The organism is Pseudomonas weihenstephanensis, assembly GCF_016812185.1.
GTDB classification, from domain to species: Bacteria; Pseudomonadota; Gammaproteobacteria; order Pseudomonadales; family Pseudomonadaceae; genus Aquipseudomonas; species Aquipseudomonas weihenstephanensis.
In genome coordinates, this window is sequence record NZ_JAAEBV010000004.1 from 459,270 (window position 1) to 483,339 (window position 24,070).

Genomic DNA, 24,070 nt, shown 5'->3' on the forward strand with positions numbered 1-24,070 from the left:
GAGTGTTTCGCGGATCGTGCAGATCCCGTGTTTATAGGCGGTTTAACGTTTAAGTAATATTTAGAAACATACTTTCCGGCGAAGCGGCTGGTAATGATAAACATCCACTAACAAGAACTATTACCATTCGCACCCTAAAAAATAGAACCCGCCTTAACCTTCTCGGAAGTTTCTCAACCATGCGTTCTCCCTGCCGCTTCACACCCCTCAAACTGGGGCTGTGTGCCTGCCTGTACGTCGGTTTCAGCTGCGCTGCCACCACCCTTCCCGAAACCTCGGTCAATGCCGCTGAAGCCGAGGCGGATGACCCGCGCGTCAAAGAGGTCACCACCGCAACCCGCACCTCGACACCGGCGCGTTATGTGCCGCAGGCCATCGACTCGGTCAAAACCAGCAACGTGCTGGATTACGGAATCAACAGCCTTGGCCAAGCCTTGAGCGGTATCCCCAACGTCAGCAGTACCGCAGACACCCGTTTCGACAGCCTGCGCATTCGCGGCTTTGACGCCAGCAACGATTTTTATCTGGATGGCATTCGCGACGACAGCCAGTACGTGCGCGACCTGCACAACATTGAACGCATTGAGGTGCTCAAAGGCCCGGCGGCAGTGCTGTATGGCCGGGGCAGCCAGGGCGGCATCATCAACCGCGTCAGCAAGATGCCGCAGTTCGGGCGCCGCTCAACCGTTCAGGCCCAAGGCGGCACGGACGATTTGCGCAGCCTGTACGCCGACCTCAGCGTCGACCCCAGCGACACCCTCAGCCTGCGCCTGAACATGGGCAACGAAGACAAAAACAGCTTCCGCGACAACGTCAGTGGCAACCGCCAACTGTTCGCGCCCTCGATGAGCTGGCAAATCACCCCCGACCTGAACTGGTTGGTGCAGTACGAATACAGCCGTTACAACCGCACCCCGGATCGTGGTATTCCAAGCGTTGGCGGGCGCCCTGCCGATGTCAGCCGGGGCACCAGCTACGGCGGGCAAAACGATTTCATCGACGACAAAACCCAAACCCTGCGCTCCAAACTCAGTTATGAGTTAAGCGATAACTGGCAACTGCGCCACACCTTGGGCATCTTCAAACTCGACAGCCAGTTCGAAAACACCTACCTGACCGGCTACGACGCCAAAAACCGCAAGGTCAACCGTCAAAGCTGGCAACAGGACATGACCACCCGCAACATTTTCAACAACCTCGAAATCGAAGGCGGGTTTGAAACGTTTGGCCTGGAGCATCGTCTGCTCACCGGTCTGGAGCTGGGCAGCCAGAGGCGTGATCCCAAGCTGTACAGCGCCAAGGGCGTGCCGGGGGTCGACTTGTACAACCCCGATCGCCGCCTGCGCCCTACTGGCGCAATGTTGATTTCCAGCGACAACCACACCGAAGTCGAAAGCCAGGGCCTGTATGTACAGGACCAGATTCGCCTCAACGACCAATGGCAAGTGCTGGCCGGTTTGCGCCATGACCGCTTTGAAGTCGACTCCACCAGCAACCTGAAACACCTCTCCGAAACCCGCAACAGCCACGGTACCAGCCCGCGTCTGGGCGTGGTCTGGACCCCGTTGCACAATCACTCGTTCTACGCCTCGTGGACCAAAACCTTCTCCCCGGTGGGCGGTGGCTTGATCGGTATCACGCCGGGCGCCGCAGGCAACAGCAACGACCTGAGCCCCGAACTGACCAAGCAAAAAGAAATTGGCGTAAAAAGCGACTGGATGGACGACCGCCTGAGCACCACGCTGGCGGTGTATGAGCTGGAGCTTTACAACCGTCGTACCAAAGACCCTGAAAACCCGGAAATCACCCTGTTGTCGGGCTTGCAACGTTCACGCGGCATCGAGCTGACGGCCAGCGGCAAACTCGGCGGCAACTGGTACTTGCGCGGCGGCGTGGGCGTGCAAGACGCCACCGTGGTCAAAGACAACAACGGCTTCGAAGGCAAGCGCATCAATGGCGTGGCCAAGCACAACGGCAATGTGTTCCTGACCTGGAAACCGGAAATGGGCTGGTATGCCGAAACCGGCCTGACACTGGTGGGTCAGCGTTATGCCGACAACCAGAACACCGTGGTATTACCGGGCTATGGCCGTTGGGATGCTCTGGCGGGGTATCGGGAAAAGGACTGGGAAGTCAGCGGCGCGTTGACCAACCTGACTGACCGTGACTACTACGCTTCAGCCACCAGCGGTTCGCAAATCATGCCGGGCGAACCCCGCAGCCTGGTGGTGACGGGCAAGTACAGCTTCTGACCCCCCCCCTCACCTGAAGTCGCTGGCGAAGGCTGCGCAGCAGCCCTGAAAGGCGCCGCCTGTGCCAGCGACTACCGCTCAACTCATCCATACACCCGACAGGGCCTCCAATTCTGCCTCGCTGAACAACCCGGCCGGGTAGCGTTCGCGAAGAATCTGATAGGCAGACTGGCCTGGCTTGTTGCAGGGTCCTTTGCGTTTAAACCAATTGGCCAGAACGATAAGCGACTCACGACTCACCGATTGTGGCCGCGAACCTCGCTCGCAAAATACGTTCATGACAGCGCTCTCCAGGTACTTGAGCGGCAAATGTACTCAAGGTGTGTGACAGAACATCGCCGCGCAGCGCGCAACGTGCCCAGACATGGCTCCCTTCAAGATTTTTAACAAACTCTTTTACAAAATTTATACCAACTTTTCGAATAACCTTTTGATCTGGAACAAAAAACCCGCCGTTCTTGCGAACGGCGGGTTTTTATTTCGCCAATCCGGCGGGGAGGTGTCTAGATCAGGCCTTGTGTGGCGCAGGCTGCTGTTGGGTCAGGCAATGAATATTGCCGCCGCCCAACAACAATTCACGCCCTGGCACCATCACCACTTCGTGCTGCGGGAAGAGGTTTTGCAAAATGACTTTGGCCTGGGCGTCCATCGGGTCATCAAAGCTGGGGGCAATAATGCCGCCGTTGACGATCAGAAAGTTCACGTAAGAGCCGGCCAGACGCTGCGAGGGGTGACGGTCCTGGCTGCCAGCCACTTTGTCGACGCCATCGCACTCTTCCTGGGTGGCGTACATCGGCCCCGGAATCGGCATTTTATGCACCACAAACGGGCGGCCCTTAGCATCTGTGCTGGCCGACAGCACTTTCATTGCGCCGTGGCAGCGCGCGTAGTTGGGGTCGCGCTCGTCATCGGTCCAGGCCAGCAACACTTCGCCTGGGCGTACGTAGCAACAAAAGTTATCCACATGACCGTCGGTTTCGTCGTTGAACAGGCCGTCCGGCAACCAAATGATGGTGCTCACGGCCAACTGCGCGCGCAGCACGTCTTCGATTTCTTCACGCGACAGGTGCGGATTGCGATTGCGGTTGAGCAGGCACTCGGCGGTGGTGATCAGCGTGCCTTCGCCATCCACATGGATCGAGCCGCCTTCGAGTACAAAGCCTTCGGTGTAATAACGCGGGCACCGTTCGATTTCCAGCACCTTACTGCCCACCTGCCGGTCGCGATTCCACGGCGCATACAAACCGCCGTCAAAGCCGCCCCACGCGTTGAAATCCCAGTTCACACCGCGCACTTCGCCGCTGTCGTTGATCACGAACGTCGGGCCGCTGTCACGCACCCACGCGTCATCGCTGGACATCTCGACCACCCGAATATTGGGCACATCCAGGCGAGCGCGGGCGTTTTCGTACTGCTGCGCCGACACACACACGGTCACCGGTTCAAACCGGGCAATCGCCTTGGCCACGGCCACATGCGCAGCTTGCGCGGGCTTGGCGCCTAACCGCCAGTTGTCCGGGCGCTCAGGCCAGATCATCCAGGTTTGGGTCTGTGGCGCCCATTCGGCCGGCATGTAAAAACCGTCAGCGCGGGGCGAACTGTGCAAAAGAGTGGTCATTTAAATCAGGACTCCAAAAATCCGTCGAGGTTTGATTGAGCCATTGGGCGGCCAGCGGCGAAAGAACAGTGGACGCGGGACAGGGGCACGTCAACACGCCACCGCCTTATAGACGATAAATATCCATATTAAAAACCATTTCAGAGAAACGGCCGCTAAAAATGAATAATTTTACCGATATAAATCGATAAAACAGCGTAGCGCCTCTCGCTCAGCCTTTCACGCAACGAGGGCGGGCGCACACTTGCACTTGCACCGCCTCGCGCATGCCCACAAGCTATGCGCCAAACGTTTTAAGTCCGTCAGGGAACAAGGAATATCCATATGCGCATTTTAGTCACCGGCGGCGCCGGTTTTATTGGTTCGGCTCTGATCCGTCATCTGATCCAGAACACCGGGCACGAAGTGCTCAACCTCGATAAGTTGACCTACGCCGGTAACCTGGAATCGCTGCAAAGCATTGCCACCGACACCCGTTACGAATTTGTGCAGGCCGACATCATCGACCAGGCCACCGTCAGCGCTGTCATCGCACGCTTCCAGCCAGAGGCCATCATGCACCTGGCGGCCGAGTCCCACGTTGACCGTTCGATCGACGGACCTTCGGACTTTATCCAGACCAACATCGTGGGCACTTACAGCTTGCTGGAAGCCACCCGTGCGTACTGGCTCACACTGGCAGAACCGGCAAAAAGTGCGTTCCGCTTCCACCACATTTCCACTGACGAAGTGTATGGCGACCTGCACGGCGTCGACGACCTGTTCACCGAAACCACGCCCTACGCGCCAAGCTCGCCGTACTCGGCCTCTAAAGCGGCTTCGGACCACCTGGTGCGCGCCTGGAACCGTACCTATGGCCTGCCGGTGTTGCTGACCAACTGCTCCAACAACTACGGGCCGTTCCACTTCCCGGAAAAACTGATCCCGCTGGTGATTCTCAATGCCCTGGCGGGCAAACCGCTGCCGGTGTACGGCAACGGCCTGCAAGTGCGTGACTGGCTGTTCGTCGAAGACCACGCCCGCGCCTTGCTCAAAGTCGTGACCGAAGGTGTTGTGGGCGAGACCTACAACATTGGCGGCCACAACGAGCAGAAGAACATCGACGTAGTGCGCGGCATCTGTGCCCTGCTCGAAGAGCTGGCGCCACAGCGTCCGGCTGGCGTTGCACAGTTCGCAGACCTGATCACCTTCGTCAAAGACCGTCCGGGCCACGACCAGCGCTATGCAATCGATGCCAGCAAGATCGAACGCGAGCTGGGCTGGGTGCCTGAAGAAACCTTCGAAACCGGCCTGCGCAAAACCGTGCAGTGGTACCTGGACAACCTGGAGTGGTGCAAACGCGTTCAGGACGGCAGCTACCAAGGTGAGCGTCTAGGCTTTACAGAACCTAAAGACCTGATTGCATGAACACGGGCTCGCCAAAATTGAAAATTCTGATCAGCGGTAAAACCGGTCAAGTCGCACGTGAACTGCAAATCCGTCTTGCTGATTTGGGCGAGCTGGTGGTGCTGGGGCGCGATGAACTGGACCTCAGCCAACCCGAACACATCCGGGCGCAGGTTCAGGCTCACGCGCCCGACCTGATCATCATCGCGGCCGCCTACACGGCCGTGGATCAGGCCGAAAGCGAGCCCGAGGTGGCCAATGCGATCAACGCCACAGCGCCTGGCATCTTTGCTGAAGAAGCCAAAAAACTGGGCGTTCCGTTGATCCACTACTCCACGGACTACGTGTTCGATGGCACAAAAGAAGGCGCCTACACCGAAGACGACGCAACCAACCCGTTGAACGTCTACGGCCAAAGCAAGCTGTTGGGCGAAAAAGCCATTGCTGCAACCGGTTGTGACCATCTGATTCTGCGCACCAGTTGGGTGTACTCCTCCCACGGCAAAAACTTCCTGCTGACCATGCAGCGCTTGCTGCAAGAAAAGCCTGAACTGCGCATTGTGGCTGACCAGATTGGCGCGCCCACGTGGGCCGGCACTATTGCCCACAGCACGCGCCAGTTGATTGAGCGTTGGCAGGCAGGTGCAGCCGCAGCCTGGGGTACGTATCACCTCACCGCCCGCGGAGAAACCTCATGGTTCGGGTTTGCTCAAGCCATTGGCGAACAACTGCTGGCGATGGACAAACCGTGTGCGCTGCTCCAAGCCATCCCGTCGAGTGCCTACCCGACCCCGGCCAAACGCCCGCTCAACTCACGCCTCGATTGCAGCCGTCTTGCAGATCAATGGCATGTCACGCAACCCGACTGGCACACCGCGCTGCGCGAGTGCCTGGCCGAGCAAGGTTAAGCCTGCGCCTTAACCGCAGGTATACTGCGCCGTACTTTTGCGGCGTAGTTTGATGATGATTAAACCCCCTCCCGTTCCTCCCAGACCTCGCTGGCGCAGCCTGGCGTTACTGGCCCTGTGCCTGGCGCCGCTGTTATGGCCGTTGCAGCATCTAGCCGAGCGCTATTACCGCAGTGAACTGGCCGGGCAAAATCGTCAAACCCTCGACCTCTACGTGGCCAACCTGCTGGGCACGTTGCATCGCTATGAAGTGCTGCCGCAAATTCTCGGCGAGTTACCGGCGTTGCGCGCTTTGCTGGCCGACCCGGAAAACCCGCAAGTTCTGAGTCACGCCAACCAGTTGCTCAAAGACATCAGCAACCAGACCGGGGCTGAGGTCATGTACTTGATGGACGCTCACGGCGACACGCTTGCCGCCTCCAACTGGGACATGCAAGACAGCTTTATCAGCCGCAACTTTGCCTTTCGCCCGTATTTCAGCGAAGCGATGCAAGGCCAACTCGGGCGTTTTTTCGGTCTGGGAACCACCTCGGGTAAACGCGGTTATTTCTTTGCTGCGCCCGTGACTGAGGGCGACAAAAAAATCGGGGTGCTGGTGGTCAAAGTTGACCTGGACCACACCGAACGCCTGTGGGGCCAAACCCCCGAACAACTAATGGTGACCGACCCCAATGGTGTGGTGATTCTCACCTCGCGGCCCGAGTGGCGCTTCAGGGCGACCCGCGATTTGTCACAGGAAGAACGCCAGTCCATTTTCGCCATCCTGCCCTACCCGACCCGCGACCCGAAGCCATTGGCGCTGAACCTCGCGGCCTGGCAGGTGCAAACGCAAAAAATCGACGAAACCGGCTGGAGCGTGAACATCCTGGCGCCGCGCACCTTGATCGACCGCCCGGTGCGCACCGTGCTGGCCATCGGCGGCGCCACGTTGCTGGTGGTGATGCTGTTGATCGGCCTGATGATGCAACGTCGGCGCCATTACCTTGAACGTATTGCGTTTGAAGCCAAGGCCCGGCGCGAGCTGGAAATGCGTGTCGCCGAGCGCACCAGCGACCTTGAAGGGCTGAACCGGCGCCTGCGCGAAGAAGTGCTGGAGCGTGAGCACGCCCAGCAAGAGTTGGTGCGCGCGCAAGACGATCTGGTACAAGCCGGCAAGCTGTCGGCCTTGGGCACCATGTCGGCGAGCATCAGCCACGAGCTGAATCAGCCGCTGGCAGCCATCCGCAGTTACGCCGAAAACGCCGAAGTGTTGCTTAACCATCAGCGCATCGACGACGCGCGCGGCAACCTCAAACTGATCAACGAACTGACCGGGCGCATGGCCTCGATCATCGCTCATTTGCGCGCCTTCGCCCGCCGCGACCGCCACGCCCCCGAAAGCGTCGCCTTGCAGCCCGCGCTGGATGACGCGCTGGCCCTGCTGGCCAAACGTCGGCGCAGCATGGAAGTCGAGCTGATCCGCGATCTGCCCGCCGCCACGCTGTGGGTAGAAGCCGGTGAAACACGTTTGCGCCAAGTGCTGGGCAACCTGCTGGCCAACGCCCTCGATGCGTTGACCGAAAAAGGCCCGCCACGGCGCCTGTGGCTGAGTGCCGAATCCACGCCCGAAGGCGTCACTGTGTGCATCCGCGACAACGGTCCCGGTTTCTGCATGGAAGCCTTGGGCCGCGCCGGTGAGCCGTTTTACACCACCAAAACCCGCACGCAGGGTCTAGGCTTGGGCCTGGCCATTTGCGACACCCTGATTCGTGCCTTTGGCGGCGAGCTGCTGTTTGCCAATCACAAGGAAGGCGGCGCTTTAATCACCCTACGACTGCGCGCAGGCGCGCCGGGCGTCAGCCTGCAAGCTTCAGAGGACTCCAGGTCATGAGCCAATTCATCGACGCGAACGTGCAAGTGATCCTGATCGACGATGATCCTCACTTGCGCCAGGCGCTGTATCAAACCCTCGACCTGGCCGGGCTCAAGGTGCTGCCGCTGGCCGAGGCCACCGGGCTGGCCGAACGCATCGAGCGCAACTGGCCGGGGATGGTGGTCAGCGACATCCGCATGCCGGGCATGGATGGGCTTGAGTTACTCAACCAGTTGCACACCCAAGACCCCGAATTGCCGGTGTTGCTGATTACCGGTCACGGTGATGTGCCGCTCGCGGTACAGGCCATGCGTGCCGGGGCTTACGACTTTTTGGAAAAACCTTTCGCCAGCGACGCGCTGCTCGAGGGTGTGCGCCGGGCCTTGGCCTTGCGCGCACTGGTGCTCGACAACCGCAGCCTGCGCATGGCCCTGAGCGACCGTCAGCAACTGAGCACGCGTCTGGTCGGGCTGTCGGCGCCCATGTTGCGCTTGCGTGAGCAGATCGGCGCCTTGGCTGCCACCAAGGCCGATGTGTTGATCCTGGGCGAGACCGGCTCGGGCAAAGAAGTGGTCGCACGCGCGCTGCATGACTTGTCCAGCCGCAGGGATGGCCCGTTTGTGGCGATCAACGCCGGGGCGCTGGCCGAATCGGTGGTTGAAAGCGAACTGTTCGGCCACGAACCGGGCGCGTTTACCGGCGCGCAAAAACGCCGTATCGGCAAATTCGAATTCGCCAACGGCGGCACCTTGTTCCTCGACGAAATCGAAAGCATGAGCCTGGATGTGCAGGTCAAACTGCTGCGCATGCTGCAAGAACGCGTCGTTGAACGCCTGGGCGGCAATCAATTGATCCCGCTGGACATCCGCGTCATCGCTGCCACCAAAGAAGACCTGCGTCTGGCTGCCGATCAAGGGCGCTTTCGCGCTGACTTGTATTACCGCCTCAATGTGGCCCCACTGCGCATCGCCCCGTTGCGTGAGCGCGGCGAGGACGTGTTGATGCTGTTCAAATATTTTGCCGACGAGGCCAGCGCCCGCCACGGCCTGACCCACAACGTACTGCAAGCATCACAGCGCGGGCTGTTGCTGCGCCACACATGGCCGGGCAATGTGCGCGAGCTGCAAAACGTCGCCGAGCGCTTTGCGCTGGGGCTTGAGCTGGCCCTGGACAATGAATCGGGCGAGGCCCGGCCTGAAACGGGCCTTGAAGACGGCGGCACACTGAGCGCGCAGGTCGAGCATTTCGAAAAAAGCCTGATCACCGCTGAACTCGCACGCTCGCACAGCTCCATGCGCAGCCTGGCCGAAGCGTTGGGCGTGCCGCGCAAAACCCTGCACGACAAGCTGCGCAAGTACGGGCTGAATTTCGAAAGCGCCAGCCACGCGCACACCGATGAACTGGATTGATTTGACCCAAGAGGCCCTGATGAACCGCGACAGTCGTTACCTGGAATCCGTCCTGCACCACGACATTCCGCTGACCCGTGACATGGGCCTCAAAGTGCTCAGTTGGCACGCTCACCAATTGCAGCTGCACCTGCCGCTAGATGCCAACATCAACCACAAAAGCACCATGTTTGGCGGCAGCCTGTACTGCGGCGCGGTGCTGGCGGGTTGGGGCTGGCTGCATTTGCGGTTGCGTGAAGCGGGGGTTGAAGGCGGGCACATCGTGATTCAGGAAGGCCAGATCAACTACCCGCTGCCCGTGACCCAAGACGCCATTGTGCTGTGCGATGCGCCGTCAGAGGCTGCGTGGAACAAATTCCTGGCCATGTACACACGCCACGGCCGGGCGCGCCTGACGCTGGACACCCGCGTCATCAATGCCGAGGGCGAAGCAGACGCGGTGCGGTTCAGCGGGCAATACGTGCTGCACCGTTGATTGCGTAGCCACCGATCGCAGCCTGCGGCAGCGACTACAGGGTGTGCACTTGTCGTCGCTGCCGAAGGCGGCGATTGCACCCAATGCCCTTGTAGTCGCTGCCGCAGGCTGCGAAAAGGCCCGCCGGGCCTTCAATCAACCCCTGCGCGTCAGCCCTGAACCAACGCTAACAACGTCTCACGCCAGGGCGCCTGCGCGGGCAACGCCAAAAACGAGGCGTTGAGCAACGATTCGCGTGCCGGGTACGTGAACGGTTGACCATCCAGCTGCAACACCACTCCGCCTGCCCCCTCAAGCACACCTTGTGCGGCGGCCGTGTCCCACTGCGACGTCGGGGCCAAACGCGGATAACAATCTGCCGCGCCTTCGGCCAGCAAACAGAACTTCAGCGAACTGCCGACGCTGGTCAACGTCAACTCACCCAAGTGTTCACTCAAGCCTGCCAGCAAGGCTTCTTGCTCAGGGCTGGAATGACGACGACTGGCCACCACGGTCAACGACTCGCCCGCAGGCACAACAGTGCGCACGCGGATCGGTTTAATCTGCTCACCGTCAGCGCGCCAAGCCCCGATTCCCGCACCGCCGTAGTAACAACGGCCGCGGGTGGGCATCGACACCACACCAAACACCACGCGGCCATGCTCGATCAGCGCCACATTGACGGTGAACTCTTCACTGCCAGAAATGAACTCTTTGGTGCCATCGAGCGGGTCAACCAGCCACCAGCGCGTCCAACCGGCCCGCACGTGCTGCGCGATATTGGCGTCTTCTTCAGACAACACCGCAATGCTGGGGTCGAGCGCTTTCAGCCCATCAACCAACACATGGTGCGCGGCCAGATCGGCGGCCGTCACCGGCGAGTCATCCGCCTTGGCCGTCACGGCCACATCGGCGCGCCAAAACGGCAAAATGGCATCGCCCGCCTGGTGCACCAGTTGAATCACGCCTTGAATCAATTCAGGAAGGGCGCGGCTCACAGCGTAAACACTCCACGCTGGGTCAGCAGGTCACGCGCCAGATACAGCGCAGCCAATGCACGGCCTTCGCTGAATTGCGGGTTTTGGACCAGGTTCGACAGCTCGCGCAAGTTAACCTTGTCGACCCGCATCGGCTCCGGCTCGTCGCCTTCCAGGCGCGACTCATACAGGTCGGTGGCCAGCACCACTTGAATTTTCTGGCTCATGTAGCCCGGCGACAGCGACAGCTCAGTCAGGTGTTCCAGCTGACGGGCACCAAAACCGGCTTCTTCTTTAAGCTCACGCTCGGCCGCAGCCAAGACGTCTTCGCCCGGCTCGATCAAGCCTTTGGGCAGCGACACTTCGTATTCATCGGTGCCGCCGCAATATTCTTCGACCAAAATGGCGTGCTCGGCGTCGATCATCGCCACGATCATCACCGCGCCATAACCATTGCCGCGCCCCACCAGACGCTCATACGTGCGCTCAACGCCATTGGAAAATCGTAATTGCACTTCTTCGACACGAAACAATCGGCTACTGGCAACAATTTCACGGGCGAGTACGGTGGGTTTTTGGCGCATAGCGGCTCCTCAATATGAACGGGTTACTATACCCCGGCTTTTGTGATTGTTTTGGTCGGATGTTTTTCAACGGTGGGAGAAGTTTTGCATGACAGCGTTACCTTGGCGCGACATTGATACCGTGCTGCTGGACATGGACGGCACATTGCTCGACCTGCATTACGACAACCACTTCTGGCTCGAACATTTGCCCAACCGCTATGCCGAACTGCACGGCATCAGCCGGGCCATGGCCGAACTTGAACTGACACCGCTGTTTGAGCGCAACGCGGGCCAACTGCAATGGTATTGCCTGGACTTTTGGAGCACTGAGCTGAAGATCCCGGTGCGCGAGTTGAAACTCGAAACCGCGGACCTGATCGCCTTGCGCCCGGACGCCGACACGTTTTTAGCCGCCATCAAGCAGGCGGGCAAGCGGGTGATTCTGATCACCAACGCGCACCGTGATTCGCTGTCGCTGAAAATGGAGCGTATCGAACTGGCGCCTTATTTTGAAAGGCTCATCAGCTCCCACGACTATGGCTACCCCAAAGAGAGCCCACAGTTCTGGGATGCCTTGCAGGCTGATATCGGCTTTGAACCGGGCCGCAGTTTGTTTATCGACGACACCTTGCCGATTCTGCGCAGCGCACGGGACTTTGGCGTGGGGCATCTGCTGGCGGTCAAACAGCCGGACAGCAAAAAAGGCCCGAAAGACACCGAGGAATTTGCCGCGCTGGAAGATTACCGCGAGTTGCTGGAAGGTCTCTAAACCAGTGACCCTGTAGGTGCGAGCATGCTCGCACCTACAGGGTCATGGGGTTACTCAGGAATACGCAGTGTTTGCCCTGGGTAAATTTTGTTCACGTCTTTGAGCATCGGTTTGTTGGCCTCAAAGATTTTGTTGTACTTGTTGGCATCGCCATACACCTGAAGCGAAATAGCACTCAGGGTGTCGCCCTTTTTAACCACCACAAAACGCGAAGCCACAACCGTAGGGCCGGTGACGGTGATGTGATCTTCAACGCTGGCGACACCTTCAATGTTGCCCGCGGCCAGAATGATTTTTTCTTTCTCTTCCTGGGTCGCAACCTCGCCAGTGAGCGTTACTTTGTCGCCCTCAACCGTAGCGTCGATGTTGGGGTTGCCCAAGCCTACTTTCTCTACGTGCTTCTTGAGTTCATCCGAGGCATTGGCTTTGCCCGGTGTCAGCAAGTCGATTACTTTTTCGCCCGCTTCCTTGATAAAGCTAAAAATACTCATCGTTCACGCTCCTAGGGTTGGAATAGCCAGACACAGAGCGTAGACCAACATTGGCCAGGCCGGTTCCCGCCCAAGCGCGTTAGAATCGCCCCACGATTGACCTGCGGAGCGACGATGGACATCAAACAACTGAAATTCCTGATCGCCCTGGACGAAACCCGGCATTTCGGCCAAGCCGCCGCCCGCTGTCACATCACTCAACCTACGCTGTCGATGCGTTTGCGCAGCCTTGAGCAAGAGCTGGACCTGCAATTGGTCAATCGCGGCCAACGCTTCGAGAGTTTCACCGCACCCGGGGAACGGGTACTGGCGTGGGCCAGAACAGTGCTGGCGGCCTACGACGGCTTGCAAGCCGAAGCCGCCGCCTGTCGCGGCAACCTGATCGGTACGCTGCGTTTAGGCGTGGTGCCGCTGTCCAGCTTTGACCCGCTGCCTTTATTGCAACAACTGCACACCGCGCACCCCGAGCTGCGCTTTGAACTCTCAGCGCTCAGCTCCGAGCAGATCCTGGAGCAATTGGCCCGCAATCAGCTGGATGTCGGCGTGTCCTACCTCGACCGGCTTGACCACGAGCGCTTCGACTCCCTGGCGCTGGGCGAGACCCGCATGGGCCTGTTATACGACCAACGGCACTTCGACTTCGGCGAGCAACCGCTGAGCTGGCAAGCGTTGATCCAACTGCCCCTGGCCCTGCTCAGTGGCGGCATGCACTTTCGCCAGTCCATCGATCACAACTTCCACAGCCGGGGTCTGACGCCGCAACCCTTGCTACAAACAGACGCAGTTCATCAACTGTTACAAGCGGTGCACGGTGGATTGTGTTGCGCGGTGATGCCGCTCGACAGTGGCCTTGAGGCGCTCACCGACGACCTGCGCCTACACCCCATTGCAGACGCGCAGACCCTCGCGCCACTGGGCTTAATCATGCGCCGCGAAGCGCCCCGCTCGGCGTTGGCTGAGGCCTGTTTTGCGCTTAACCGAATATCACCAAACCCTTCTTGATCGACGGCATCTATCAATAGATCAGCACTAGCGATTAGACGTGACACAGTGTCGCGCCTACCCTTAGGGCTGATTAAACCGTCGGTACTGCCTTATGAACGCCAAGCGCCCCACGTGCGCGGCGCCCGCCTCTGTTTCACCCGCGCCCGCAGCCAGCCAAACCTATCAGTACGTCACGCTGGACCACAGCCAGGGTGCTCAAACCGCCCTTGCCGAAGAAGTCGCGCTGGCCATTGCCTTTAACGGCATCAACCAGGCCGTGATGCTGGTCACGCCCACCGACCTTGAAGACTTCATTGTCGGTTTCAGCCTGGGCAGCGGCATCATTCAAGAGCCCGGCGAAATCTACGACCTCAAGCTCACTGGCTCAGGTTCGGCGCAGTATGCACAGGTCGAAATCGCCAGCCGCGCGTTCTGGAACCTCAAACAGCAACGCCGACAACTGGCGGGCACCAGTGGCTGCGGCCTGTGCGGCGTAGAAGCGGTCGAGCAAGCACTTCCAGACCTTAAGGTATTGCCCGGCGCGCCCCTGCCGCCCGCGCAATGGCTGGAAGGCTTGCGCCAGCGCATCAGCGATTTCCAGCCCTTGGGCCAACACTGCGGCGCCGTGCATGCGGCGGTTTACATGGACGCTCAGGGCAAGCTGTTGATGGGCCGTGAAGACATCGGCCGCCACAACGCGCTCGACAAACTGATAGGCGCGCTGGTGCGCCAGAACATCGACATGAGCGGCGGCGCCGCGATTGTGACCAGCCGTTGCAGCCTTGAGCTGATTCAAAAAGTGTTGCGAGCGGGCATCCAGACCCTCATCAGCCTGTCCTCGCCGACCGGCCTGGCGCTGCAATGGGCGCGCCGCCACAACCTCAACCTTATTCATCTGCCGCAAAAAAGCGCGCCACGGGTCTATAGCCCGGCGCAGGAGAACCTCGCGTGAGCACTCACCATCAAGCCGACCAAACCCCAACCCCACGCTACAAGCCCTACAAAGGCCCGGCAGGTGGCTGGGGCGCGCTGATCAGTGTGGCGCAAGCCTGGTTGACCAGCGACAACGCCCTGAAAAACCTGCGCATGATGCTCAAGACCAACCAGAACGGCGGCTTTGACTGCCCCGGCTGTGCATGGGGCGACTCGCCGGAAAGCGGGCTGGTCAAATTCTGCGAAAACGGCGCCAAAGCCGTGAACTGGGAAGCCACCAAGCGCCGTGTCGATGCCTCGTTTTTCGCCAAACACAGCGTGACGGCGTTGCTGGAACAAAGTGATTACTGGCTCGAATATCAGGGCCGCCTGACCGAACCCATGCGCTACGACACCGCAACCGACCGTTATGTGCCGGTGACGTGGGACGCTGCGTTCGCGCTGATCGCCAAGCACTTGCTGAACCTGTCCAGCCCTGACCAGGCAGAGTTCTACACCTCGGGCCGCGCCAGCAACGAAGCGGCGTATTTGTACCAATTGTTTGTGCGCGCGTTTGGCACCAACAACTTCCCCGACTGCTCGAACATGTGCCACGAAGCCAGCGGCGTAGCCCTGGCGCAAAGCATCGGAGTGGGCAAAGGCACCGTGACCTTCGACGACTTTGAGCACGCCGACGCCATTTTTGTGCTCGGTCAAAACCCCGGCACCAACCACCCGCGCATGCTCGAACCACTGCGTGAGGCGGTCAAACGCGGTGCCCAGGTGGTGTGCGTCAATCCATTGAAAGAACGTGGGCTTGAGCGTTTTCAACACCCGCAGCACCCGCTCGAAATGCTCACCAACGGTGACCGCCCTACCAACACCGCTTATTTGCGCCCGGCGTTGGGCGGCGACATGGCGCTGTTACGCGGCATGGCCAAGTTCCTGTTGCAATGGGAGCGCGACGCGCAAGCGGCAGGCGAACCCGCCGTCTTCGATCACGCCTTTTTGAATGAACACACCGCAGGCGTGCTGGACTACATCGCCGGCATTGATGAGACCCCGTGGGAGCACTTGGTCGAACAGTCCGGGCTGACGCTGGTGGACATCGAACGCGCGGCGCGCATGTACCTCAAGGGCAAGAACGTCATCATGTGCTGGGCAATGGGCATTACCCAGCACCGGCACTCGGTGCAGACCATCCAGGAAATCGCCAACCTGATGCTGCTGCGCGGCAACATTGGTCGCCCCGGCGCGGGCCTGTGCCCGGTGCGTGGCCACAGCAACGTGCAGGGCGACCGCACGATGGGCATCAACGAACGCCCGCCTGTTGCCTTCCTCGATGCGCTGGAGCGCCGCTTCAAATTCAACGTACCGCGTGAAAACGGCCACAACGTGGTCGAAGCGATCCACGCCATGCTCGAATCACGCGCTAAAGTCTTCATCGGGCTGGGAGGCAACTTTGCCCAAGCCACGCCCGACAGCCCGCGCACCGCACAGGCGCTGCGCAATTGTGACCTGACCGTTCAGATCAGCACCAAGCTCAACCGTAGCCATTTGATGCACGGCAAAGAAGCGCTGATCCTGCCGTGCTTTGGCCGAACTGACATTGATATTCAGGCTCAAGGCCCGCAGGCCGTCACCGTGGAAGACTCATTCAGCATGGTTCATGCCTCCAACGGCCAGTTGCAGCCGCTGTCGAACCAGATGCGCTCTGAGCCAGCGATCATCGCCGGTATTGCTGCGGCGACCCTGGGCACCCACCCGATTGACTGGAGCTGGATCGTGGGCGATTACAGCCGCATCCGCGAACTGATCGCCGACACCATTCCCGGCTTCAAGGATTTCAACACCCGCGTGCAGCACCCTGGCGGTTTCTATCTGGGCAATTCGGCGGGGGCCCGTCAGTGGAACACTGCGTCGCAACGCGCGAACTTCAAAGCCAACGTACTGCCGCGTGATCTGGTGGATGAGCGCACCCGCGCAACGGGCCGTTTGCCAGACCTGATCCTGCAATCCATGCGCTCGCACGATCAGTACAACACCACCATTTACGGGCTGGACGACCGTTATCGCGGGGTCAAGGGTCAACGTGACGTGTTGTTCGTCAACGAAGCCGACATCATTCGCCTGGGCTTCAAACCGGGGCAAAAGGTCGACATCGTTTCACTCTGGGATGACGCCCATGAACGCCGGGTGAAGAACTTCACCTTGTTGGCGTTCGATATCCCGGCAGGACAAGCAGCCGCTTATTACCCGGAAGTGAACCCGCTGGTGCCGCTGGAAAGCACAGGCGACGGCAGCCACACGCCCACCTCCAAGTTTGTGGCGATATGCCTTGAAGCCGCCACCGCGTCGCGCTTGATCATGGCCAAGGCCAGCTAACCCACCGGCCCGCAGGCTGCGAGCTTTTGATCCTGTAAAGCTCACAGCCTGCGGCGGCTCCTACAGGAAACGAGTGTTTCACGGGCACAAAAAAGGCCGCTTTCATGCGAAAGCAGCCTGTCCGAACCTGTAAACAGACCCTCGGAAATTGATTAAGTTCCCTATCAAAAACAATAACTTAGCGAATTGTGTACAACTCGTGCTACTGGTCGGATTTCGATTGTAACCAACCGCGTACAGCCTCAGGATCGCGCCGTCATCCCTTTGAGGCTCACTTATGAAGCTCACCTCGATTCTCTTGTTGTCCCTTGGCCTGGTCAGTGGCGCAGCCTTGGCCGGTGGCACCACCGAAGCCGGTGTAGGCGGCGCATTAGGCGGGGTTCTTGGCGCCGTGGTTGGGCAACAACTCGGCGGCTCGACCGGATCGGCCATTGGCGCAGGCGTAGGTGGCGCGGCCGGCAGTGCTGTAGGTGCCGACAAACGCAGTCGCGGTGAAGCGGCTATTGGCGGCGCACTCGGCGCAGCGGGCGGTAACGTATTGGGCCGCAGCGTAGGCGGCAACACAGGCAGCCTGGTGGGTGCAGCGGCTGGCGGTGGCGCGGGCGGTGCTCTGGGCAATTACATGGGCAACAAGAGCGATGCCGATGATCGCCGTTACCGGGACCGCGATAATCGCCGTTATTACCGCGACGACAACCGTGGACGGGGCCATGCCTACGGCCACCGTAAAAAGAACAAGCATCGTCATCACTGATGATTGCTAACGGGAGCCCACAGAGGCTCCCGTTTTTGTTTTAACCTCCGCTCGGCTCATCGCTACGTCCCTTCTACTCAACGCCAAATTGTTTCAATGCATTACGCCCGCTGCTTTGGCGTCAATCATGCAACCTGCATGACCCAGTAAAACAATCAGGTTTTTAACGTATTGATAAATAACGTAATTAGTTAAAACACCGGATTGGCACAACCCCTGCAATCTCCTGAGTGAAGGCTGCACTTCTCACCATTTCAGGAGCACAACAACAATGATCGGGACTACTGAGAACTATCCCGCTGCCCTGCAAGACTCTTCAGGCCACAGCGGTGTGTCCTGGGGCGCCATTTTTGCAGGTGCCGCCGCTGCCGCTGCTTTGTCCTTACTGCTGCTGATGCTCGGCGCAGGCTTGGGCTTTTCAGCTGTTTCACCCTGGGCCGGTGAAGGCGTAGGCGCCAAGGGTTTGGGCATTACCGCCATCATCTGGCTAGCTGTCACGCAAATCATTGCCTCGGGCATGGGCGGTTATTTGGCCGGTCGCCTGCGGGTCAAATGGGCCAGTCTGCATGGCGATGAAGTGTATTTTCGCGACACCGCGCACGGGTTTCTGTCGTGGGCCGTGGCCACCCTCGTCACCGCGACGTTGATCGCAGGTTCGGTCAGCAGTGTGATTGGCAGCGGTGTGCAAGCCGGGGCCAGTGTGGCATCCGGTGCAGCAACTGCCATGAGCAGCGCAGCCGGGAGTGCCGCAGGTAGCAGCGCGAACAACGGTTCGGGCAGCAGCTCGGATTACTTTATCGACACGCTGTTTCGCGATGATCGCGGCACCGCTGTCAGCGAAGACGCTGCACACGGCATCGTCACACGCATCTTCGTACGCAGCCTTGGCAATGATGGCCAACTGAGCGCAGACGACCGTACCTATTTGGCACAAATCGTTGCTCAACGTACCAACCTCACTCAGCCAGAAGCCGAGCAACGGGTTGATCAGGTTTACGCCAAGGCCCATCAAGCGGTTGAAGAGGCCAAGGTCAAAGCCAAGGAAGCCGCTGACACCGCTGCAAAAGTTGCTGCCTGGACCACCTTGTGGATGTTCATCACGCTGTTGATCGGTGCGTTCTTTGCCAGCCTGTGCGCCACCTTCGGCGGTCGTCGCCGCGACGCGGTGACTTATATCGACCACACCACGACCACCACGGTTGTCCGTTAACTCAGGAGAATAAAAATGCGCTCATTACTGCTGCTGTTCCTCGGCATTCCCATCCCAATCATCATCTTGATTGCGCTGTTTGTTCACTGACAGCACACCAACGGCCTTCCTTGTGAAGGCCGTTTTTGTTTCAGCGCCTTACACCGGCAGGCACGTAGTCGATTTGATTTCAGAAAGCGCGACAATCGAGTTCACTTCCTGAATGCCCGGCACCATCGACAGTTTTTCGAAGAAGAAACGCTCATAGGCCTCGATATCAGAGGTCACGATACGCAACAAAAAATCTACCGAGCCCATCAACACGTAGCACTCCAGCACCTCGGGGAAACCACGAATCGCATCAGTGAATTCGGTGAAGTTGGAACGCCCGTGGGCGTTGAGTTTGATTTCGGCAAATATTTGCGTGTTCAGGCCGATTTTCTTGCGATCCAATAACGTCACCTGCCCACGAATGATGCCTTCATCTTTCATCCGTTGAATCCGTCGCCAGCACGGTGACTGCGATAAACCGACCTTCTCAGCGATCTGTGCGCTGGACAGCGAAGCGTCCTCTTGCAGCAGGGCCAAAACTCGTCGGTCGTAAGCGTCCAAATCGCCTTGCATAAAAATTCCTGATTATTGACCAGCAATGAATTGTTTAAGTCTTTTTCGATCAAGCGTTGATCATCATAGATAAATAATTTCTGACCGCGCATGTGATTATTTCTCCAGCCAACTCTGGAGTCATTGCATGCCGTCTCTCAACGCCGTATCCCCCTCGCCACGTGCCGACGTATGGGCCGCGAATGCCACGCCGTGCACCGTGCGTTTTTGCATTGTGGCCGAGGCCGAAGCGGACGTGCTGTGCCGCACACTCAACCTGTTTGCCTTGCAGCAATTGATTCCGCAGCAGGTGGAAGTCATGCGCGACGACGACCTGCTGCGCATCGAAATCGTCAGCAATGAGCAAAGCTGGCACCGCGCTCAAGTGATTGGCGAAAAATTGCGCAACCTGGTGAGTGTCTGCGAACTGGAGCTGTATCAGGTGCAAGGCCGCACTATGCCTGTGCTGGCGTGTTCGCAATAGCTCGCAACTAATGGCGAACCCGAGCGCTCAAGGCGCGGCTAGGCTTTGGCGTACCTGGCCAGACAAGGATCTGTCTGTGCCTGTGCAGTACAAGGAGTATTTATGCACACCACGTGTACGCCCGATCGCCCGCTTGATCTCGAACCGTTGCTGCCGGGGCTGCTGGCCCACGGCCTCATCACGCCAACACACGCCGACCAGGCCCTGAAGCGTTATCGGGCGGCTCCCAACAACGGCGTACACCCGTTGATTTTCCTGGCGGCGCAACAGTTTGCCGACCTCAGCCGGCCCGGAAAAACCTTGACCCTTGAAACCCTGACGGCCTGGCTTGCCCTGCACTACGGGCAGCCGTACGTGCGCATTGACCCGCTGAACATTGATGTTGCCAGCGTGACCGGGTTGATGTCGTTCGCGTTTGCCCAGCGCCATCAAATACTGGTGATTGCGGCGGACCGCGACGCCATCACCATCGCCAGCGCACAGCCTGATGTCGGCAGTTGGGAAGCCGATCTGCGCCAGGTTCTCAAGCGGCCCATCAAACGGGTCATTGCCAACCCTCTGGAGATCGCGCGGCTGGGCTCTGAGTTGTACAAACTGGCCAAATCAGTGACGGGCGCAACGCTCAATGATCAAAAAACGTACAAAGCGTTGCCCCTCAAACCGTCGCCCGATATAGAGAGCAACAGCCAGGAACACGATGCCAACGATGCTCATATCGTCAACATCGTTGACTGGTTGTTTCAGTACGCGTTTGAACAGCGTGCCAGTGATATCCACATCGAGCCGCGTCGCGAACAAGGCGGTGTGCGCTTTCGCATTGATGGCGTGTTGCATAACGTTTATCACTTCCCGGCACAGGTCACGACAGCGATTGTCAGCCGCCTCAAAAGCCTGGGGCGCATGAATGTCGCCGAAAAACGCAAGCCGCAGGACGGCCGAATTAACACCAAAACCCCGGCAGGCACTGACGTGGAGCTGCGGCTCGCCACGTTGCCCACCGTGTTTGGCGAAAAAATAGTGCTGCGTATTTTTGACCCGCAAGTGGTGCTAAAACGCTTCGATCAGCTGGGCTTCAGCGTGCAAGACATGCAGCGCTGGCAACACATGACCGCCCAGCCCAGCGGCATCATTTTGATCACCGGCCCCACAGGTTCAGGCAAAACCAGCACGCTGTATGCAACGCTCAAACAACTGGCCACGCCTGGCGTCAACCTGTGCACCCTCGAAGACCCTATCGAGATGATTGAGCCCGCGTTCAATCAAATGCAGGTGCAACCCGGCATCGACCTGACCTTTGCCAGTGGCGTTCGCGCCCTGCTGCGCCAAGACCCGGACATCATCATGCTGGGCGAAATACGCGATCTTGAAACCGCCGAAATGGCGATTCAAGCGGCGCTCACCGGGCACCTGGTGCTCTCCACACTGCACACCAACGATGCGCCCAGCGCCATCAGTCGCCTACAAGAACTGGGTATAGCGCCCTACCTGATCAAAGCCACGTTGCTGGGCGTTATGGCACAGCGACTGGTACGCACGTTGTGTGCCGAATGCAAGACCCCTCAGTCACTGTCGTTAAGCGACTGGCAACACTTCGCCCCGACCTGCCCGGCCCCTTTGAGCCTCTACCGTGCAAGGGGCTGCGCGCACTGCCGACAGACCGGTTACAGCGGGCGAGGCGGCATTTACGAAATCATGCTGATGAGTGAAAAACTCAAGGCATTGATTACGCCAGACACCGATTTAAATCAGCTGCGACGCACTGCCTGTGACGAAGGCATGCGCCACCTGAGGCTGGCGGGCGCGTATCAAGTCGCCGCTGGCACCACCACGCTGGAAGAAGCATTCAGGGTCACGCCGCACGTCTGATGCCGCATTAATGACTAAATGTTGCATCGTTAAGTGCCCTCGCGGAACTAGACTGCTATAACCCGCATCAAATCGTACAGATCACTTATTCGGAGTCACCCATCATGCGTCTCAAATATGCTGTAGTCGCCGCCGCGCTGTTGACCCTGCCTGTTGGCTCTGTAATGGCTGACAGCTTCTGGCGCAACGTGCTGTCTTCCGGTGCAACCACCGGCTCCACGTATCTGACCTTCAAAAAGGACCGCAAAGTCATTGCCGCTCAAGACGATGCGGGGAGCTTCGTGGCCAGCAATGGCGCGATCCGTGGCCCGTATCTGGAGTCTGCCATGCAGCAAGTCCGCGCGGACAATCCGAACCTGAAGGTCAGCGACATGGACTTGGCCAACGCCATCCTCGCCAAAAACGCGACCGCTGAATAAACACCCGTGTCGTTGCTGCCGCTGGCTGCGAGCGCCTGGTAACAGGTCGCAACCAGCGGCAGCGACTTCACAACATGCTGTGTTTCATTCAGCCCCCATACAGAAATTTCACCTGATGTGAGCCATCCTCTGGGTATGATTTGTGCCATGTGCTATTGCTCTATGGTCACTCACAACCCACTCACATCGGACGTCACGCCTCTATGAGCTCGCTGCCTTTCCTGCCGTTTTCCAAACCAACCATCGATGAAGCCACTATTGCGGCCGTGGGCGACGTGTTGCGCTCGGGCTGGATTACCAGCGGACCAAAGGTGCAAGCCTTCGAAGAGCAACTCTCGCAATACCTGGGCGGCCGCCCTGTACGCACGTTCAACTCGGGCACCTGCACCATGGAAATCGCCCTGCGCATTGCAGGCATTGGGCCGGGCGATGAGGTCATCACCACCCCGATTTCATGGGTGGCGACCGCCAACGTGATTATCGAAGTGGGCGCCACGCCGGTGTTTGCCGACATAGATCCGATCACCCGCAACATTGATCTGAAAAAAGTCGAAGCCGCCATCACGCCGCGTACCAAAGCAATCATTCCGGTCTACCTGTCAGGTTTGCCGGTGGACATGGATGCGCTGTATGCATTGGCCAAAAAGCACAATCTGCGGGTGGTCGAAGATGCAGCCCAAGCCCTCGGGTCGAGCTGGAATGGCGAACGCATCGGCGCCCGTGGCGACTTTGTTTCGTTCAGCTTTCAGGCCAACAAGAACATCACCTCATCCGAGGGCGGTTGCCTGGTACTGAACAACGAGGAGGAAGCGCGCCTGGCCGAAAAATATCGCCTGCAAGGCGTTACCCGCACCGGTTATGACGGGCTGGATGTTGATGTACTCGGCGGCAAGTTCAACATGACTGACATCGCAGCGGCCATAGGTTTGGGGCAGTTCGCGCATATCGAAGCAATCACTGCGCATCGCCGTGAACTGGCCAAGCACTATTTCGAATGCTTTGGTCCTGATTTTGAGGCCGAGTATGGCGTTCAACTGCCCGTGGCTGATTTCAACAATACCAACTGGCATCTGTTCCAACTGGTGTTGCCGGAGCGTGAAGATGGCCAGCCAGCTCGGGCTACCTTCATGAAAGACATGCAGGCACTCGGCGTGGGGGTGGGCTATCACTACCCCTCAATTCACTTGCTGAGTTTGTATCGTGCGCGGGGATTCAAGGAAGGCATGCTGCCGATTGCAGAGCGCGTAGGTCGCTTGATCGTGTCGTTGCCCATGTTTACAGCAATGACCAAAGCCGATGTGCAGCGCTCGGTTGAGGCAGTGAAAGCGGTGCTCAAGGCCCAATAAATGATTGCTGGGCCCTGCAGGCGCGAGTTAACGCTCGCGCCTGCGGGTTTTACGGGTTACTCGCCGATGGCGGCTTTGTAGCCTGCGGCATCCAGCAATTTATCCAGCTCGGCGGCATTGCTCGGCTTGAGTTTGAAAATCCAGCTGTCGTAGGGGTCGCTGTTTACCTGTTCAGGGTTGTCGGCCAACGCTTCATTAACTGCAATGACTTCGCCAGACACTGGGGAGTAGATATCCGAGGCCGCTTTTACCGACTCCACCACACCCGCCGTATCGCCCGCCGCAAACACTTTGCCGACTTCGGCCAACTCAACAAAGACCACATCCCCCAAGGCTTCCTGAGCGTGGTCGCTGATACCGACCGTGACGGTGCCATCAGCTTCCAGGCGCGCCCACTCGTGACTTTCAGCGAAGCGCAGTTCAGCGGGGATAGTGCTCATATTCAG

23 protein-coding genes are annotated in these 24,070 nt (G+C 59.0%); 16 read left to right on the forward strand and 7 right to left on the reverse strand.

All coding sequences use genetic code 11. From position 1 onward, the window contains the following. The first annotated feature begins 179 nt into the window (after window positions 1–179). Window positions 180–2,252 carry a TonB-dependent receptor gene (locus tag GYN01_RS15605; protein ID WP_203307411.1) on the forward strand — a complete coding sequence of 691 codons (2,073 nt, stop codon included), beginning with the start codon at window positions 180–182 and terminating at the stop codon, window positions 2,250–2,252. Window positions 2,253–2,330: 78 nt separating this feature from the next. Here the strand turns inward: GYN01_RS15605 and GYN01_RS15610 are convergent, their stop codons facing one another. Beyond that, a complete protein-coding gene (locus GYN01_RS15610; RefSeq protein ID WP_048400732.1) occupies window positions 2,331–2,531 on the reverse strand; it encodes a hypothetical protein in 201 nt (66 codons plus the stop codon). A gap of 229 nt (window positions 2,532–2,760) precedes the next feature. Next, the gene (gene aguA, locus GYN01_RS15615) at window positions 2,761–3,870 is read right to left on the reverse strand and encodes an agmatine deiminase (protein ID WP_048364664.1); all 1,110 of its coding nucleotides are present in this window, start codon (window positions 3,868–3,870) and stop codon (window positions 2,761–2,763) included. A 324-nt stretch (window positions 3,871–4,194) separates the two neighbouring features. Here aguA and rfbB point away from each other — a divergent pair, with 324 nt between their 5' ends. From rfbB to GYN01_RS15640, 5 genes are read left to right on the forward strand one after another with little or no spacing between them, the layout of a single operon-like run. Then, on the forward strand, window positions 4,195–5,277 hold the full coding sequence (rfbB, locus tag GYN01_RS15620; RefSeq protein WP_048364665.1) for a dTDP-glucose 4,6-dehydratase: 1,083 nt from the start codon (window positions 4,195–4,197) through the stop codon (window positions 5,275–5,277). After that, window positions 5,274–6,164: a dTDP-4-dehydrorhamnose reductase gene (rfbD, locus tag GYN01_RS15625; protein ID WP_048400735.1), complete on the forward strand. Its 891-nt coding sequence runs from the start codon at window positions 5,274–5,276 to the stop codon at window positions 6,162–6,164. The genes rfbB and rfbD overlap by 4 nt, the downstream gene beginning before the upstream one ends. A 55-nt stretch (window positions 6,165–6,219) precedes the next feature. Beyond that, a complete protein-coding gene (locus GYN01_RS15630) occupies window positions 6,220–8,034 on the forward strand; it encodes a sensor histidine kinase (protein WP_203307445.1) in 1,815 nt (604 codons plus the stop codon). Beyond that, on the forward strand, window positions 8,031–9,425 hold the full coding sequence (locus GYN01_RS15635; RefSeq protein WP_048364667.1) for a sigma-54-dependent transcriptional regulator: 1,395 nt from the start codon (window positions 8,031–8,033) through the stop codon (window positions 9,423–9,425). Before GYN01_RS15630 ends, GYN01_RS15635 begins: the two co-directional genes overlap by 4 nt. 19 nt (window positions 9,426–9,444) lie before the next feature. Continuing rightward, window positions 9,445–9,900: a thioesterase domain-containing protein gene (locus GYN01_RS15640; protein ID WP_203307446.1), complete on the forward strand. Its 456-nt coding sequence runs from the start codon at window positions 9,445–9,447 to the stop codon at window positions 9,898–9,900. Window positions 9,901–10,049: 149 nt separating this feature from the next. On the opposite strand, the gene cysQ is transcribed toward GYN01_RS15640, so the two are convergent. After that, on the reverse strand, window positions 10,050–10,877 hold the full coding sequence (cysQ, locus tag GYN01_RS15645; protein WP_048364668.1) for a 3'(2'),5'-bisphosphate nucleotidase CysQ: 828 nt from the start codon (window positions 10,875–10,877) through the stop codon (window positions 10,050–10,052). Continuing rightward, window positions 10,874–11,440 (reverse strand): ADP compounds hydrolase NudE, encoded by a 567-nt coding sequence (nudE, locus tag GYN01_RS15650; protein ID WP_048364669.1) that lies wholly within the window; start codon window positions 11,438–11,440, stop codon window positions 10,874–10,876. The genes cysQ and nudE overlap by 4 nt, the downstream gene beginning before the upstream one ends. Before the next feature lie 88 nt (window positions 11,441–11,528). Between nudE and yrfG the strand changes: the two genes are divergently transcribed. Beyond that, window positions 11,529–12,191: a GMP/IMP nucleotidase gene (gene yrfG / locus GYN01_RS15655; protein ID WP_048364670.1), complete on the forward strand. Its 663-nt coding sequence runs from the start codon at window positions 11,529–11,531 to the stop codon at window positions 12,189–12,191. A 50-nt stretch (window positions 12,192–12,241) separates the two neighbouring features. Here the strand turns inward: yrfG and lysM are convergent, their stop codons facing one another. Beyond that, window positions 12,242–12,682: a peptidoglycan-binding protein LysM gene (lysM, locus tag GYN01_RS15660; RefSeq protein ID WP_048400738.1), complete on the reverse strand. Its 441-nt coding sequence runs from the start codon at window positions 12,680–12,682 to the stop codon at window positions 12,242–12,244. Window positions 12,683–12,796: 114 nt separating this feature from the next. Here lysM and GYN01_RS15665 point away from each other — a divergent pair, with 114 nt between their 5' ends. The 5 genes from GYN01_RS15665 (at window position 12,797) to GYN01_RS15685 (ending at window position 18,927) form a co-directional block, all read left to right on the forward strand. After that, a complete protein-coding gene (locus GYN01_RS15665) occupies window positions 12,797–13,684 on the forward strand; it encodes a LysR family transcriptional regulator (RefSeq protein WP_203307412.1) in 888 nt (295 codons plus the stop codon). Window positions 13,685–13,778: 94 nt separating this feature from the next. After that, entirely contained in the window at window positions 13,779–14,618 is an 840-nt protein-coding gene (gene fdhD / locus GYN01_RS15670; RefSeq protein WP_048364673.1) for a formate dehydrogenase accessory sulfurtransferase FdhD, read from the forward strand. Next, window positions 14,615–16,963 carry an FdhF/YdeP family oxidoreductase gene (locus GYN01_RS15675; RefSeq protein ID WP_048400740.1) on the forward strand — a complete coding sequence of 783 codons (2,349 nt, stop codon included), beginning with the start codon at window positions 14,615–14,617 and terminating at the stop codon, window positions 16,961–16,963. Before fdhD ends, GYN01_RS15675 begins: the two co-directional genes overlap by 4 nt. A gap of 277 nt (window positions 16,964–17,240) precedes the next feature. Then, window positions 17,241–17,717, forward strand: coding sequence for a glycine zipper domain-containing protein (locus tag GYN01_RS15680; protein ID WP_048364675.1), 477 nt, complete (start codon window positions 17,241–17,243; stop codon window positions 17,715–17,717). 271 nt (window positions 17,718–17,988) lie between these two features. Next, window positions 17,989–18,927 (forward strand): hypothetical protein, encoded by a 939-nt coding sequence (locus GYN01_RS15685; RefSeq protein WP_048364676.1) that lies wholly within the window; start codon window positions 17,989–17,991, stop codon window positions 18,925–18,927. A 138-nt stretch (window positions 18,928–19,065) separates the two neighbouring features. Here GYN01_RS15685 and GYN01_RS15690 read toward each other — a convergent pair whose 3' ends face one another. Next, window positions 19,066–19,530: an Lrp/AsnC family transcriptional regulator gene (locus GYN01_RS15690; RefSeq protein ID WP_203307413.1), complete on the reverse strand. Its 465-nt coding sequence runs from the start codon at window positions 19,528–19,530 to the stop codon at window positions 19,066–19,068. A 127-nt stretch (window positions 19,531–19,657) separates the two neighbouring features. Between GYN01_RS15690 and GYN01_RS15695 the strand changes: the two genes are divergently transcribed. The 4 genes from GYN01_RS15695 (at window position 19,658) to GYN01_RS15710 (ending at window position 23,624) form a co-directional block, all read left to right on the forward strand. Continuing rightward, window positions 19,658–19,993: a hypothetical protein gene (locus GYN01_RS15695; RefSeq protein WP_048400744.1), complete on the forward strand. Its 336-nt coding sequence runs from the start codon at window positions 19,658–19,660 to the stop codon at window positions 19,991–19,993. A gap of 102 nt (window positions 19,994–20,095) precedes the next feature. Further along, complete coding sequence (gene tfpB / locus GYN01_RS15700) at window positions 20,096–21,859, forward strand: type IV pilus assembly ATPase TfpB (RefSeq protein ID WP_203307414.1); 1,764 nt, start codon at window positions 20,096–20,098, stop codon at window positions 21,857–21,859. A 104-nt stretch (window positions 21,860–21,963) separates the two neighbouring features. Continuing rightward, entirely contained in the window at window positions 21,964–22,278 is a 315-nt protein-coding gene (locus GYN01_RS15705) for a DUF2388 domain-containing protein (RefSeq protein ID WP_048364680.1), read from the forward strand. 203 nt (window positions 22,279–22,481) lie between these two features. After that, window positions 22,482–23,624, forward strand: a complete 1,143-nt coding sequence (locus tag GYN01_RS15710) for a DegT/DnrJ/EryC1/StrS family aminotransferase (RefSeq protein WP_048364681.1) — start codon at window positions 22,482–22,484, stop codon at window positions 23,622–23,624. Between the two features lie 56 nt (window positions 23,625–23,680). On the opposite strand, the gene gcvH is transcribed toward GYN01_RS15710, so the two are convergent. Beyond that, complete coding sequence (gene gcvH / locus GYN01_RS15715; RefSeq protein WP_203307415.1) at window positions 23,681–24,064, reverse strand: glycine cleavage system protein GcvH; 384 nt, start codon at window positions 24,062–24,064, stop codon at window positions 23,681–23,683. Window positions 24,065–24,070 lie beyond the last annotated feature (6 nt).